This window comes from Kordia zhangzhouensis (assembly GCF_001005305.1).
GTDB classification, from domain to species: Bacteria; Bacteroidota; Bacteroidia; order Flavobacteriales; family Flavobacteriaceae; genus Kordia; species Kordia zhangzhouensis.
The window spans coordinates 133,336-146,348 of sequence record NZ_LBMH01000002.1; the positions used below are offsets into that span (position 1 = coordinate 133,336).

The window sequence follows — 13,013 nt, forward strand, 5'->3', positions numbered from 1 at the left end:
CTAAAAAATATAGGGTTAAAAAATTATTTATATAGGTTTGTTATTGATCTAATTAAAAAATGAAAACTATTATGAGAAAAATTTTTACTTGTTTATTAGTATTTACAACTTTTACATTTTTTGCGCAAGAAGAAACTACTGAAGACAAATTTGGCGCTGGACTTTCCCTAAACCACGATGTATTTTTTGGACTAAACCCAATGATGACTTTTTCGTATGATGTTAGTGAAAAAGGATCATTAACAGCTTATGGAATTCAATGGGGCGCTGGTACTGGAAGCGCTTGGAGAAATTGGACTGAATTTGGATTAGGCTACAATTTTTCTGTAGGTGATTTTGACATTAATCCACAACTAGGTTTTACGTTTGGTAGCTTGTTGTCTAGTGGTGCTGCACAAGAAGGAATTATTGGTGACGGTATTGTTCCTAATTTGACCGTAAACTATGGTTCCAAAAAGTTTGAAGGACAACTTTACTTTGGATACTACGCAGCATTGAGCGATAATACCGCAGCAGGACAAAATACAACGAATTACATTCACTACTGGTTGAATTTTGGTTACAAAGCAGCTTCATTCTTTTCATTTGGAGGACACTTAGAGCAGCTTACTTTTACAGGAGGTAGCGTTAATGGCGGCGGGAACTTGGATAGCAATGATGTATATATCGGCTTAGGTCCTTATGTGCAATTTACAAAAGGAAATGCTGGTTTACGTCTTTCATTTGGAGCCAATCTTGCAGATGAAGATGACGGTGCTATAGCAGATGATTTTTATAAATTATCGTTCTTCGTTAATCTATAAATTCTATTATAAAAATAATATTCTTACTGAACAGCCTTTGAAACAAGAATTTCAAAGGCTTTTTTTATGGCATTAAATTTGTATTTTTAGAGAGAATCATTAATTCAATCACCATGAAGAAAATTACCTGCATACTCACTTTACTAGTATTTTGTATTACTTCCGCAGATGCACAAATTTGGAAACAATTGCCTGGTGGTGGAAAGGGACAAGCTATTTATAATGACAATGGAACGCTTTGGGTTATTGGAATGCAACATAAAGTGTATTCTTTTAATGGACGACTATGGAAAGAATATCCTGGAAATGGAAGAGCACTTGATATTACTGTTCATAACGGAACTCCGTATATTATTGGATTGAATAATGGTATTTGGAAAGGAACAGGTTCTGGTTGGACACCTATGTTAGGTGATGGCTTAGGGAAAAGAATTTATAGTGACAACGGACAATTGTGGTTGATTGGTGTGAATAATAATGTTTTTTCATTTGATGGACGCAACTGGAATTTGTATCCTGGCGGTGGAAAAGCTATAGATATTGCTGCTCATAGAGGAATTCCTTATATTATTGCAGAAGATGGAAGCATTTGGAGAGGTAATGGAATGGGTTGGATGCGACTACAAGGTAATGGAATTGCACAAAAAATTGCTTGTAATAGTGATGGAACTGTTTGGATAATTGGTAGGAATAACGGAATTTTTTATTATCGAAGAAATCGCTGGGTATTATATAACGGTGGAGGAAAGGCAATAGACATCACTGCATACCGAGGTGTCCCGTTTATTATTGGATTGAATCATTCTATTTGGAAAGGATAAGACATTATTAAAAAGAAAGAGAAACTTAATAGCCTCTCTTTTTTCTTTTTAATTATATCCATGCATTGACAATTCCCCCCATAATGGCAAAGGTAACAATCCAATACCCAACATTTATCAACATATATTTGAATGATTTTTGTTCAAATAATGCATTGGTTACTAATGCTGGCATTACAATTAACAATGCTATTAGTGCTCCATGAAAAGCCCCATGTCCAAAAGTATGGTATTGCACATTACTAACACTGTGTAATTCGTCTGGCGGTAATCCTCCAGTTACTACTGAATTGATATAGATAAAAAACACAGCGACAAAAGCTAAGACTACACTTATTCCAAGTCGTACTACCATACTTCCTTGTTTTGCTTTTTCTTCAGTTATGCCTGTCTCTTTCATCCAAGCTTTTCCAAATAATGGTCCGTACCAAATAAATCCGATAACCAATGTTGAGAGTGCAGCTACTATGAGTGCAATCCAATTCACGTTTTCCATAATTTTTGAGATGTTAGTTATTAACGTTTTTAGGTGTTGTTTAAAATTACTTCTTTTTCACTAACAATCAAATAGTTACTGCAAGTTTTCAGGTTTTTTTCCGAAACGACGTGTATCTTCTTTAGACAATATTTTAAAATTTTCTGATTTTGGTGCCTTGGCAATAGCCGTATTGAATTCGTTGGGCAATCCAATTAATTGGCGTGTTTTTAAATCAATCCAAGCGCCCATCATTTCGCAACTGGCAAAGTTTTTCCCATGGATGTCATAAAAATTATGAACAAATTCAAAAAACATTCCATCTTCACTTAATCCAGCAATTTCTAATGATACTTTTACAGGTTTCCCAGGAAACGCTTCTTTAAAATAGTACATGTGTTCATAAAACACTACTGGTCCGATATTGTGCTTTGCTAACTGTTGTTGTGTAAAACCATTTTCAATTAGAAATCCCATACGCGTATGACTCATAAAATTTATATACGCAGAATTCGCTAAATGGCGATTTGCATCTAAATCACTCCAACGAATGTCAAATTCTTTAAAATACATTATATTTATTTTTTCTTTTTACCAAAAGTAACATGCCATTAGTTAAAAGTCATTATAACCCGCCACATATTTTTAAAAACGGGCATTTTTCTACCGTGTATTGTGGCCTTTATCGAAATGTTTTAGGTGTTTACCAAAAACGTGAACGTATTACATTGAGCGATCAAGATTTTATTGATTTAGATTGGAGCTATGCAGCCTATCATAAAAATGTTAGTAAACTCATTATTATTTTACATGGGTTAGAAGGAAACGCACAGCGTGCATACATAAAAGGAACTGCAAAAATTTTTAACCGAAATGGATATGACGCTGTCGCTATGAACTTTAGAAGTTGTAGTGGACAGCCTAACCGATTGTTTAAATCATACAATGCGGGCGCTACAGGAGATTTACGTGAAGTAGTAGAACATATTTTAACCAATCACCCGCAGTATTCACACATAGTCTTGAAAGGTTTTAGTCTTGGCGGTAATGTGTTATTGAAATATTTAGGAGAAACTGTTCGTGTTCCAAAAGAAATCAAAGCTGGAATTGCTGTTTCTGTTCCTTGCCAATTAAAAGGTTCATTACAGCAAATGAAGCGTACAGAAAATTATTTATACAGTAGAATGTTTATTAAATATTTACGTCAAAAACTAGAACACAAACACGCAGCTTTTCCTAGTTTAATCAAGTTAGAAGATATCAAAAAGGCAAATTCTATGCTGTATATTGATAATTTATACACTTCGAAAGCTCATGGTTTTAAAGACGCATTCGATTATTACGAAAAGTGTTCATCACGACAGTTTTTACCCTACATAAAGATTCCTACTCTATTAATTAATGCAAAAAATGATTCGTTTTTATCCAAAGAATGTTTTCCGATAGAAGAAGCTGAAAAGAATAAAAATTTGCACTTAGAAATTCCCAAATATGGCGGCCATGTAGGTTTTTTTGAAGAAGACAATGTGTATTACAACGAAAAAAGAGCTTTGCATTTTGCTACTTTGGTCTAAAATGCGAGTTTCTTTGATGAATTCGTATCGCTTTTTGAGAAAGTAAAATTCCAACAGCTAGAGACAAAAAAGCTCCAATTGATATTCCTGGAATATAATTTATGAATAGGAAAAAATCATAAATACCATGAAAAAAGGTTGCCAATCCTAATCCGATAAGATTAAATTTAATTCGATTTCTTGAAAATTTAGCTTTCCCCATATAATATCCCATAATAATCCCAAAGGTTGCATGCGCCGGAACTGCTGTAAATGCTCGATAAATAGCCGTATCAATACCTCCTTGAAATGCATATGCTAGGTTTTCTGTTACTGCAAAGCCCATGGATACCATTACGGCATACATAATTCCGTCATACGGTTCATCAAACTCTTTGTGTCCTTGTGCAAAATATCGAACAAAAATGTACTTACTAAATTCTTCCACTAAAGCAACAACAATAAAAGCTTTAAAAAACTGAATCCAAACGACAGGATTTTCTAAAACAGGAAAATATTGAGAAACTACAAGGTGAGAAACCGAAGCAATTAAAATACTACCTACCGCACCTAAAAAGAAACAAACAAATAACAAATGCTTTGGTTCTTTATCATATTTATCGCTATAATAAATATAAATAATGACCAATAAAGCAGGCGCAATAGATAATAATACTAAAGACATTTGGCAGTTTTGTCAAAAATAACAAAAAAGGAAAATTAAAAAACGATTTTTTTCACGTGTTTATCATATTGAAAAGAATCCTATTTGAGTTATTTTCACTATTGTAGAAACCGACAAAGAAACCTAAGCATTGTCGCTATTTTTACTATTTTTGCCGTATGATAAAGTCTATGACAGGATTCGGAAAGTCTGTAGAACAACTTCCGTCAAAAAAAATTACGATCGAACTGAAGTCGCTTAACAGTAAAAGTTTAGATCTAAATGCACGTATTCCTTCGTACTACCGCGAAAAAGAATTGGAAATGCGTAAAACCATTGCGGCTTCTTTATTAAGAGGAAAAGTTGATTTTTCCCTATACATAGAAGTAACAGCAGAAGAAACTACCACGACAATCAACAAAGGTGTGGTAAAGGAATATATGGATCAATTACGTGAAATTGACCCAGATGCAGATACTGTTGAGTTGCTAAAAATGGTCGTTCGTATGCCAGATGCGTTAAAAACTGAACGCGAAGAAATTGATGAAAGTGAATTTGAAGTCATTGAAAAAGCTCTTCAATACGCAATTGATCAATTGGACGAATATCGTATTGCTGAAGGAAAAGTACTTGAAGAAGATTTTCAATTGCGCATTCAAAATATTGCAGAATTGCTAGAAAAAGTAATTGCTATGGATGGGGATCGAATGACTTCTGTAAGAGAGCGTTTGCGTCGTGCCCTAGACGATTTGAAAGAGCAAGTAGATGAAAATCGCTTCGAACAAGAATTGATTTATTATTTAGAGAAATTTGATATTACAGAAGAAAAAGTACGTTTAAACAATCACTTGAATTATTTCACACAAACATTACAATCATCCAAATCAAACGGAAGAAAATTAGGGTTTATTACCCAAGAAATTGGTCGTGAAATTAACACTATTGGTTCAAAATCAAACTATGCTCCTATGCAACAATTGGTCGTTCAAATGAAAGACGAATTGGAAAAAATCAAAGAACAATTACTAAACGTGCTGTAATGAAAAGAGGAAAATTAATTGTATTTGCAGCACCTTCTGGCGCAGGAAAAACTACTATAGTACGCCATTTATTAGGCATTCCCGAACTCAACTTAGAGTTTTCAATTTCGGCAGCCTCTCGCGAAAAAAGAGGTGCTGAAGTAGAAGGAAAAGATTATTATTTTTTATCTGTCCCACAATTTAAAGAAAAAATTCGCAACAAAGAATTTGTAGAATGGGAAGAAGTGTATCCTGAAAATTATTATGGCACACTTAAAACCGAAGTAGATCGTATTTGCAATGCTGGAAAGAATGTTATTTTTGATATTGATGTGGTTGGCGGATTACGTATCAAACGTAAGTTTCCTGAAGAAACACTTACTATTTTTATCAAACCCCCAAGTATCAATGAGTTGATTAAACGATTGAAAAAGAGAAAAACAGAAAGCGAAGAAAAAATCAATATGCGTGTTTCCAAAGCGGCAGTTGAAATGGCGACTGCTCCACAATTTGATGTCATCATTGAAAACGACGATTTAGGTAAAGCCAAAGCGGAAGCCGAGCGCATTGTAAGCGAATTTATCAGTACAGAAAATAAATAGTTTTATGAAAGTTGGTTTGTATTTTGGCACATTCAACCCAATCCATATAGGTCATTTGGCAATTGCCAATCATATGGCAGAATATAGTGATTTAGATGCCATTTGGATGGTGGTGACACCTCATAACCCTTTTAAGAAAAAAAATTCTTTATTAGATAATCATCATCGATATCAAATGGTAATGATTGCTACAGAAACATACGATAAAATTTCACCGAGCAACATAGAATTTAATCTTCCACAACCCAACTATACTGTTAACACATTAGCGTATTTACAAGAAAAATATCCAAAATACGAGTTTTGTCTAATTATGGGAGAAGACAACTTAAAGAGTCTACATAAATGGAAAAACTATGAGTTGATTCTTCAACATCATGATATTTATGTATATCCTCGCATCTCTGAAGGTACAATAGCGCATCAATTTGAAAATCATCCTAAAATACATCCTGTAGATGCTCCTATTATGGAAATTTCTTCTACTTTTATTCGTAAAGCAATTAAAGCGAATAAAAACATCAAACCCTTACTTCCTGCAGAAGTTTGGCAGTATATTGACGAAATGAATTTTTATAGAAAGTAGACTTTAAAAACTACAAACCACTATTATCTAAAATTTTAGAATATCGATACTCTTCATCTTTTTCTGTATCACCTAAAACTAAAATTCCATTATTTTGTTCATTTACACCTTTCAGCTCATAGCATTTTGAAAAGAAACCTTCTTCGTCTTCTATTTTAACAAATAAAGAACGATAAGCACTATTTTCATTACATTGAGTCGAAATAGTATACACATAGTTTTTATGTGGTTTATTTGCATAAAAATCTCTACAGACTCCATTTTGCATAAACTCTAGCTTATAATCTGGATTTTGTTCTGATACCCAAGTTCCAATAATTTCTTTTTTAGGCATCACAAAAGCAGTGATTCCCATTAGAATTAATAATATAATAAAAAGCGGAATTATAATTAACGACCGATAACTCTTCATACTAGCAGTTATTTAGACCACAATATTAGAAGATTTACAAGGTATCACACAAGGGGACTTTTCCCCTTTTTTGTAAGTTTTGAAGGGTATTTTATCAAAAAACTCCTCATTTTGAGGAGTTTTTTTGTTTTTTTATGAATCTAAAGCTGGAATTCGTAATACTTGTCCTGGATAAATTAAATCTGGATCTTTTAACATTGGCTTATTAGCTTCAAAAATAACAGGATATTTCATTGCATTACCGTAATATTGTTTGGCAATTTTACCAAGTGTATCTCCTTTGGCAACTGTATGAAATTGTGCTTCTGGTTCTGTATGCTCTACTTCCATTTGGTCATCAACCATTGCAATACCTTGTGTATTCCCTACAACCAGTACTACTTTTTCTTTTGTAGCTTGGTCGTGCGCTTTTCCAGTAATAATAGCAGTATCACCATATAGCGAAACTGATAAATCTTCAACTTGAAGATCTAAGTCATGAATTGTTTCAACAATAGAAGCTTCTGCTTTTTCCTTTGCCGCTGCTGCAGCTTCTTCATTTTCTTTTGCTTCTTCTGCCGCTTTTTCAGCAGACGTTTTTCCGCCAAATAATTTTGCTCCAGCGTCTTTTATAAATGAAAATAATCCCATAGTATTCTTGTTTATTTGTTAATAAAGGGTTGAATGAAAAAGTACAAAAAATTGAATAATTATCAAAAGGTTTGTACCATTGAATTTTTTATTTATTGTAGTGTTTTTACAAATTTTAAAAGCTTCTGGTAGTCTTTAAAAAAGAAACAGCCTCTGCACGGATGCAAAAACTGTTTCTAAACTAAATAACCAACCAAAGTCTTTATATTTTTATTTCTTAAAGTCGTCCTTATTGAACTTCTTATTAATAATCTTTTTACGTTTCTTGTTTGTTTGCTTCAACTTTGTCGAGTTAGCATCTGTAGAAGAACGTAAATATTGAATGTATCCTCTTCCTTGAAATTCGTAGGTTGTTCCTGAATCTGGATGATATAACTCTATTGTTTCGTCATTGATAACGTTCAATTCGAAGTATTCATTGTCTAAATAATCATAATCTAATGTTAAAACTTTCGAATACGGATCACCTTCTACATCATATACAGTATAAACTCCTTCGTAATCGTATATCAAATCTGCAATTGGCGTATTAACAGAATCTGTAGAAGATAAAAATGTATCGTCATTTCCTCCTGCTAAAAATGCTAAAAAGTTTTCATCGTCAAATTGATTTAGCATTCCTGCTTGACTAGTATATGTCTTTTTCCAAGCGGTAAATTCCTGCAGTAAATAGTGAATATTATCATAGAAAACAAAGTCATAATCGAAATTTGAACGCTGATATCCTGTTAAATAATAGCTCGTATTTGTAGCGCTATCGTGTAAGCGGATTCTATTTACACCTATTTGATATACACGTAATGGATAATATCCATCAACATCATGGTCTATATCAACAATATTATAATCGGTAGCATAAATTCCCACATCGATTCCATACCCATTTCCATTGCTTCCAATCCCAGAAATGTTATTGTTTGCAAACAGAGTTCCATTTCTGAATGATACTGTAAATGCTCGTTGTAAAAATGGCACTTCTCCATTTCCTGTTGTTTCATTAATATTTACATACCACAATTCATACGAGCTCAATAATTGATGTAACGTAATGCCTGGCTCGTCAATAATTGGGTCTTCTACAATAACTTCTGTATAACAAGAACTCATTATAGAACTAAATAATGTAACTGCTAATAGTAATTTTATAGTCTTCATAAGCCAAACGTTTTAATGTTATTATTTTTGTTCTTTCAAAACACATGCCAAAAAAACAAACAACTGATTTTCAACACTAAGATAAGAGCGATATTTTGTGTATTTTTGAATCTCAGATGAACCCCTTTATGGATAAAGAATTGAAATACGCCGTTTTTGGAGCTGGAAGTTGGGCTACTGCCATTGTGAAAATGCTTTGTGAAAATTTGGATGAAGTAGGTTGGTATATGCGAAGTGTGTACACAAAAGAATATTTACTAAAAGAACAACACAATCCAAGTTATTTAAGTTCTGTTGAATTTAATACAAATAAGTTAAAACTTAGCAACAATATCAACGAAATTGCAGCGTATGCAGATGTGTTAATTTTTGTGATTCCTTCAGCTTTTATTTATGATGAATTGCAAAAATTAACGACAGATATTACTCAAAAAATAGTAGTTTCTGCCGTCAAAGGAATTATTCCAGAATCTGGATTGTTAGTAGGTGAACATTTTCATGATGTATACAATATTCCGTTTGAAAATATTGCGGTCATTGCCGGTCCTTGTCATGCAGAAGAAGTAGCTTTAGAACGTTTATCGTATTTAACTATTTCATGTGCCGATCAGAAAAAAGCGAAAGCTATTGCCAATACACTGGCTAGTAATTATATCAAAACAAAAGTAAGCGACGACGTAATCGGTACGGAATATGCTGTAATGTTAAAAAATATTTATGCTATCGCAGCAGGAATTGCACATGGTTTGGGTTACGGAGACAACTTTCAAAGTGTGTTAATGAGTAACGCTATACGTGAAATGAAACGCTTTATCAAAAAAATGCATAAGATGAAGCGTAATATTAATAATTCTGCTTATTTAGGTGACCTTCTCGTAACAGGATATTCTGTATTTTCTCGAAATCGTATGTTTGGAAATATGATCGGGAAAGGTTACACGGTGAAATCTGCGCAAATGGAAATGAACATGGTTGCCGAAGGTTATTACGCGACCAAAAGTGCTTTTCTTTTAAATCAAAAGAATACAAAAAAAACACAGTTACCTATTATTAACGCTGTGTATGCAATTTTGTATCAAAATAAAGATCCTAAAAAAGTATTTAGTAAATTAACCGAGAAACTAGATTAGTCTTAATGCAACAGTGTAGCAATTTTTAGTGTACTTATTTATTGACTTGAAAGTTTGAAAATGTATTCCTGCCTATGCTGAAATGACAAGAAAAGTCTAACTTCTGAAGCAAAGCGTTTCTAAATAAATCTAAAAAACAAATAAAATCTATTTTACCAACACGCCTTTTTGTTCCATTAATGGAAGTGAGCGGAAAGCATTTTTGTTAATCGTATTTTTTCGGAAAAGATATTTCTTGTCAAACATTTTTCCTCCTTCAAAAAAAGTAACTCTAAATTCATTATTCAACGCCAATACATCTTCCTGCATCCACTCTACTTTTGCATAGGATTTTGCAGGCAACTTTTCTAATTTATGACGCATTAAAGAAGTTTGTTTGGTCTCGTTGTAACCATGTGAAACAACCAACAACATTTCCAACTCTACATCTTTATCATTAATGATATATGCGTTCCAATCGTCTGTATTGTATATAGTATTATGCTCTTGCACAACCGCCATATATACACCTTCAACTTTCGGAATTTCTATGTCTTTTTTCATCTATTTTTCTTTGTAGGAAATATATTTTTTAGATGTTTTGATTACAATACTGACTTAAATTGTTCTAAGAAACGAACATCATTTTCACTTAACAAACGTATATCTCCTATTTGATATAATAGCATTGCGATTCGGTCAATACCTACACCAAACGCAAAACCAGAATAGGTTTCAGGATCTATCCCGCAATTGGTTAACACATTTGGATCTACCATTCCGCAGCCTCCAATTTCCAACCAACCTGTTCCTTTGGTAATCTTATAATCCGTTTCAGTTTCCAATCCCCAATACACATCAATTTCGGCACTTGGCTCAGTAAATGGAAAGTACGACGGACGCAAACGGATTTTAGATTTCCCAAACATTTCTTTGGTAAAGTGTTGCAATGTCTGTTTTAAATCTGCAAAACTTACTTCTTTGTCAATATATAAGCCTTCTATTTGATGAAAAAAGCAGTGAGAACGTGCAGAGATCGCTTCATTTCGATACACTCTACCGGGTGATATTGTACGAATAGGAGGTTGATTATTTTCCATATAACGTACTTGCACAGAACTTGTATGAGTACGCAATAAGATATCAGGGTTGGTTTGAATAAAGAACGTATCTTGCATATCGCGTGCAGGGTGATATTCTGGAAGATTCAATGCTGTAAAATTATGCCAATCATCTTCAATTTCAGGACCTTCAGATACATTGAACCCAATTCGCGCAAAAATATCAGTAATTTGATTCTTCACAATGGATATTGGATGACGTGCTCCAATTTCGATTGGTTGTGCAGGACGCGTCAAATCACCATATTTCCCTTTTTCTTCTGCTGAATTTTCTAAAGCTTCTTTAAGTGCGTTGACTTTTTCTTGCGCCGCAGTTTTGAGTTGATTGATCGTTTGTCCAAATTCCTTTTTCTGTTCATTAGGAACATTTTTAAATTCCGCAAAAAATTCATTCAACAGACCTTTCTTTCCCAAATATTTGATTCGGAAGTTTTCTATGTCTTCTTTGGCTTTAGTGGTGAATTTTTCTACTTCTGCGATATGTTCCTTGATCTTATCTATCATGACAACCTTCTTAATTTAGCTTGCAAATTTACATAAAACTCACTTAATCGATATATTCCTTTTCTAAAAAGTAGTTGACAATAGCTTCTTTCATCAAAATTGTTTGTTCGCCAGCCTTTAGGGTGGGCAATTGCTCTTTGAATTTATAATGTGGCCAACCATCATCATCAAAATAATCAAACTCATAATAACCATATGGTTCGAGTAAACGGCAAATTGCAATATGCATTAAATTGATTTTCTCGTCTTTCTTAAAATTTCTATGTAATTGTCCGAGTTCTTGTACGCCAATCAAATAAATAATTGAATCTAAATCAAGCGTGTCGCCTTCAGCAAATTGTTTTGTTAGCTTTTCAACTACAACATTCCATCGCTCTTTCAGTTGTTCATCTCTTGCCATGACTTTGTTCCTTTTCTGTGGCAAAGGTACGTAACGTACATTTAAAATTATAGATTTGTGATGAATAAGAATTTCAAGGAAATTTATGGAAATTACGCATATGAAAAATCCCAAGAAGTTAAATTCTACATGCGTTTTAAAATAAAGGAATATCGAAAAAACTTGTATTTCCTTTTGATATAAGAGATGACTGTGATATTAGTACCTTCAGTGAAGCGATTTATCGCAAACAAAACAATATTTCATTTAGGTATCGCCATTTAACACAATAAAAACCTTTCAATAAAAGTTCTATATTTGTTAAAAACCATCGTAGATGAATTTTATTGATATCATTTTAGGCGGAATGATTTTACTCGGAATCGTTCGTGGCTTAATGAAAGGACTTTTTGTAGAAGTTGCTTCGCTCGTAGCGCTAATTGCGGGATTGTACGGAGCGATTCATTTTTCCTATTTCGCAGGCGATTATTTAAGTGAACAGTTTCATTCTTGGGATGAAAAATACATCAACTTAACCGCTTTTGCGATTACGTTTATTGTGATTTTAGTATTGATTACCTTAGCAGGAAAACTATTGACAAAAATTGCTGATTTTGCATCGTTAGGAATTTTGAATAAATTACTTGGTGGTGCTTTTGGCGGATTGAAAATGGCAGTAATCGCTGGCGCAATCTTAGTGTTTTTTGACCGAACAAACAATACAATGGAATTCGTAAAGCAAGAAACCATTGATAACTCAGTATTATATGAACCTGTAAAAGAAATTGGAGGTTTTGTGTTTGCATATGTGTTGGAAGAAACCAATATAGATGAGAAAATAAATGACGAAGAACGACAACGCAAAGATGATGAACAACAACAAAAAGATATACAGGAAATTGAAGAAAATCAAAGCTCAGAGTAATGTGTGAAAAATGTGAAAATCCAAAAATTGAGCATCTTAGTGAACATAAAATAGCACAACTGCCTCAAAAAAAATTACAAATCACGTTGAATAAACCGTATCAAAAGAAAAAAACAATCTAAAACTTATGTTGGTCGAACAAAACAACACTGATTCTCGGCATTTTAGAACGTATCAAACAAATGGCAAAGGTAATTGTGGTTGCTGTTTAGGAATGATTGTATTGTTTTTGCTATGCTTCTTTTATCTGATTTA

General features: G+C 33.2%; 17 protein-coding genes. 8 read left to right on the forward strand and 9 right to left on the reverse strand.

All coding sequences use genetic code 11. From position 1 onward, the window contains the following. The first annotated feature begins 71 nt into the window (after nt 1–71). Both AA088_RS02040 and AA088_RS02045 read left to right on the forward strand, forming a co-directional pair. On the forward strand, nt 72–803 hold the full coding sequence (locus AA088_RS02040; protein WP_156168358.1) for a DUF6733 family protein: 732 nt from the start codon (nt 72–74) through the stop codon (nt 801–803). Nucleotides 804–916: 113 nt separating this feature from the next. Then, entirely contained in the window at nt 917–1,624 is a 708-nt protein-coding gene (locus AA088_RS02045) for a hypothetical protein (RefSeq protein ID WP_046743291.1), read from the forward strand. A gap of 52 nt (nt 1,625–1,676) precedes the next feature. On the opposite strand, the gene AA088_RS02050 is transcribed toward AA088_RS02045, so the two are convergent. Together AA088_RS02050 and AA088_RS02055 are read right to left on the reverse strand one after the other, a co-directional pair. Further along, nucleotides 1,677–2,120: a DUF1761 domain-containing protein gene (locus AA088_RS02050; protein WP_046743292.1), complete on the reverse strand. Its 444-nt coding sequence runs from the start codon at nt 2,118–2,120 to the stop codon at nt 1,677–1,679. Between the two features lie 75 nt (nt 2,121–2,195). After that, the gene (locus tag AA088_RS02055; protein ID WP_046743293.1) at nt 2,196–2,672 is read right to left on the reverse strand and encodes an acyl-CoA thioesterase; all 477 of its coding nucleotides are present in this window, start codon (nt 2,670–2,672) and stop codon (nt 2,196–2,198) included. 32 nt (nt 2,673–2,704) lie between these two features. Here AA088_RS02055 and AA088_RS02060 point away from each other — a divergent pair, with 32 nt between their 5' ends. Further along, nucleotides 2,705–3,673, forward strand: a complete 969-nt coding sequence (locus tag AA088_RS02060) for a YheT family hydrolase (protein WP_046743294.1) — start codon at nt 2,705–2,707, stop codon at nt 3,671–3,673. On the opposite strand, the gene AA088_RS02065 is transcribed toward AA088_RS02060, so the two are convergent. Continuing rightward, the gene (locus tag AA088_RS02065) at nt 3,660–4,337 is read right to left on the reverse strand and encodes a PrsW family intramembrane metalloprotease (RefSeq protein ID WP_046743295.1); all 678 of its coding nucleotides are present in this window, start codon (nt 4,335–4,337) and stop codon (nt 3,660–3,662) included. The two genes, AA088_RS02060 and AA088_RS02065, sit on opposite strands and share 14 nt — an antisense overlap. A gap of 158 nt (nt 4,338–4,495) precedes the next feature. Here AA088_RS02065 and AA088_RS02070 point away from each other — a divergent pair, with 158 nt between their 5' ends. From AA088_RS02070 to nadD, 3 genes are read left to right on the forward strand one after another with little or no spacing between them, the layout of a single operon-like run. Beyond that, a complete protein-coding gene (locus tag AA088_RS02070) occupies nt 4,496–5,356 on the forward strand; it encodes a YicC/YloC family endoribonuclease (RefSeq protein WP_046743296.1) in 861 nt (286 codons plus the stop codon). Continuing rightward, complete coding sequence (gene gmk, locus AA088_RS02075; protein WP_046743297.1) at nt 5,356–5,937, forward strand: guanylate kinase; 582 nt, start codon at nt 5,356–5,358, stop codon at nt 5,935–5,937. Before AA088_RS02070 ends, gmk begins: the two co-directional genes overlap by 1 nt. A gap of 4 nt (nt 5,938–5,941) precedes the next feature. Further along, the gene (gene nadD, locus AA088_RS02080; protein ID WP_046743298.1) at nt 5,942–6,523 is read left to right on the forward strand and encodes a nicotinate (nicotinamide) nucleotide adenylyltransferase; all 582 of its coding nucleotides are present in this window, start codon (nt 5,942–5,944) and stop codon (nt 6,521–6,523) included. 10 nt (nt 6,524–6,533) lie between these two features. Here the strand turns inward: nadD and AA088_RS02085 are convergent, their stop codons facing one another. The 3 genes from AA088_RS02085 to AA088_RS02095 form a co-directional block, all read right to left on the reverse strand. Next, entirely contained in the window at nt 6,534–6,935 is a 402-nt protein-coding gene (locus AA088_RS02085; RefSeq protein ID WP_156168360.1) for a hypothetical protein, read from the reverse strand. 132 nt (nt 6,936–7,067) lie between these two features. Continuing rightward, nucleotides 7,068–7,565, reverse strand: a complete 498-nt coding sequence (gene lysM / locus AA088_RS02090) for a peptidoglycan-binding protein LysM (RefSeq protein ID WP_046743300.1) — start codon at nt 7,563–7,565, stop codon at nt 7,068–7,070. Between the two features lie 210 nt (nt 7,566–7,775). Further along, nucleotides 7,776–8,720 (reverse strand): hypothetical protein, encoded by a 945-nt coding sequence (locus AA088_RS02095; protein ID WP_046743301.1) that lies wholly within the window; start codon nt 8,718–8,720, stop codon nt 7,776–7,778. A gap of 128 nt (nt 8,721–8,848) precedes the next feature. On the opposite strand from AA088_RS02095, the gene AA088_RS02100 reads away from it, so the two are divergent. Then, complete coding sequence (locus tag AA088_RS02100) at nt 8,849–9,850, forward strand: NAD(P)H-dependent glycerol-3-phosphate dehydrogenase (protein WP_046743302.1); 1,002 nt, start codon at nt 8,849–8,851, stop codon at nt 9,848–9,850. Nucleotides 9,851–9,997: 147 nt separating this feature from the next. On the opposite strand, the gene AA088_RS02105 is transcribed toward AA088_RS02100, so the two are convergent. From AA088_RS02105 to AA088_RS02115, 3 genes are read right to left on the reverse strand one after another with little or no spacing between them, the layout of a single operon-like run. Continuing rightward, nucleotides 9,998–10,393 (reverse strand): hypothetical protein, encoded by a 396-nt coding sequence (locus AA088_RS02105; RefSeq protein ID WP_046743303.1) that lies wholly within the window; start codon nt 10,391–10,393, stop codon nt 9,998–10,000. 41 nt (nt 10,394–10,434) lie between these two features. Beyond that, entirely contained in the window at nt 10,435–11,454 is a 1,020-nt protein-coding gene (gene pheS / locus AA088_RS02110; protein WP_046743304.1) for a phenylalanine--tRNA ligase subunit alpha, read from the reverse strand. A 43-nt stretch (nt 11,455–11,497) separates the two neighbouring features. After that, nucleotides 11,498–11,854, reverse strand: coding sequence for a hypothetical protein (locus tag AA088_RS02115; RefSeq protein WP_046743305.1), 357 nt, complete (start codon nt 11,852–11,854; stop codon nt 11,498–11,500). Nucleotides 11,855–12,170: 316 nt separating this feature from the next. Between AA088_RS02115 and AA088_RS02120 the strand changes: the two genes are divergently transcribed. Beyond that, nucleotides 12,171–12,758 carry a CvpA family protein gene (locus AA088_RS02120; RefSeq protein ID WP_046743306.1) on the forward strand — a complete coding sequence of 196 codons (588 nt, stop codon included), beginning with the start codon at nt 12,171–12,173 and terminating at the stop codon, nt 12,756–12,758. Nucleotides 12,759–13,013: the final 255 nt, after the last annotated feature.

Excerpts from the sequence above, each read along its gene's own strand:
- lysM (WP_046743300.1), bottom strand. The coding sequence starts at position 7,565 with ATGGGATTATTTTCATTTATAAAAGACGCTGGAGCAAAATTATTTGGC.
- AA088_RS02085 (WP_156168360.1), bottom strand. The coding sequence starts at position 6,935 with ATGAAGAGTTATCGGTCGTTAATTATAATTCCGCTTTTTATTATATTA.
- AA088_RS02120 (WP_046743306.1), top strand. The coding sequence starts at position 12,171 with ATGAATTTTATTGATATCATTTTAGGCGGAATGATTTTACTCGGAATC.
- AA088_RS02070 (WP_046743296.1), top strand. The coding sequence starts at position 4,496 with ATGATAAAGTCTATGACAGGATTCGGAAAGTCTGTAGAACAACTTCCG.
- AA088_RS02095 (WP_046743301.1), bottom strand. The coding sequence starts at position 8,720 with ATGAAGACTATAAAATTACTATTAGCAGTTACATTATTTAGTTCTATA.
- AA088_RS02060 (WP_046743294.1), top strand. The coding sequence starts at position 2,705 with ATGCCATTAGTTAAAAGTCATTATAACCCGCCACATATTTTTAAAAAC.
- AA088_RS02105 (WP_046743303.1), bottom strand. The coding sequence starts at position 10,393 with ATGAAAAAAGACATAGAAATTCCGAAAGTTGAAGGTGTATATATGGCG.
- AA088_RS02050 (WP_046743292.1), bottom strand. The coding sequence starts at position 2,120 with ATGGAAAACGTGAATTGGATTGCACTCATAGTAGCTGCACTCTCAACA.
- nadD (WP_046743298.1), top strand. The coding sequence starts at position 5,942 with ATGAAAGTTGGTTTGTATTTTGGCACATTCAACCCAATCCATATAGGT.
- pheS (WP_046743304.1), bottom strand. The coding sequence starts at position 11,454 with ATGATAGATAAGATCAAGGAACATATCGCAGAAGTAGAAAAATTCACC.
- AA088_RS02115 (WP_046743305.1), bottom strand. The coding sequence starts at position 11,854 with ATGGCAAGAGATGAACAACTGAAAGAGCGATGGAATGTTGTAGTTGAA.
- AA088_RS02040 (WP_156168358.1), top strand. The coding sequence starts at position 72 with ATGAGAAAAATTTTTACTTGTTTATTAGTATTTACAACTTTTACATTT.
- AA088_RS02045 (WP_046743291.1), top strand. The coding sequence starts at position 917 with ATGAAGAAAATTACCTGCATACTCACTTTACTAGTATTTTGTATTACT.
- AA088_RS02100 (WP_046743302.1), top strand. The coding sequence starts at position 8,849 with ATGGATAAAGAATTGAAATACGCCGTTTTTGGAGCTGGAAGTTGGGCT.
- AA088_RS02065 (WP_046743295.1), bottom strand. The coding sequence starts at position 4,337 with ATGTCTTTAGTATTATTATCTATTGCGCCTGCTTTATTGGTCATTATT.
- AA088_RS02055 (WP_046743293.1), bottom strand. The coding sequence starts at position 2,672 with ATGTATTTTAAAGAATTTGACATTCGTTGGAGTGATTTAGATGCAAAT.
- gmk (WP_046743297.1), top strand. The coding sequence starts at position 5,356 with ATGAAAAGAGGAAAATTAATTGTATTTGCAGCACCTTCTGGCGCAGGA.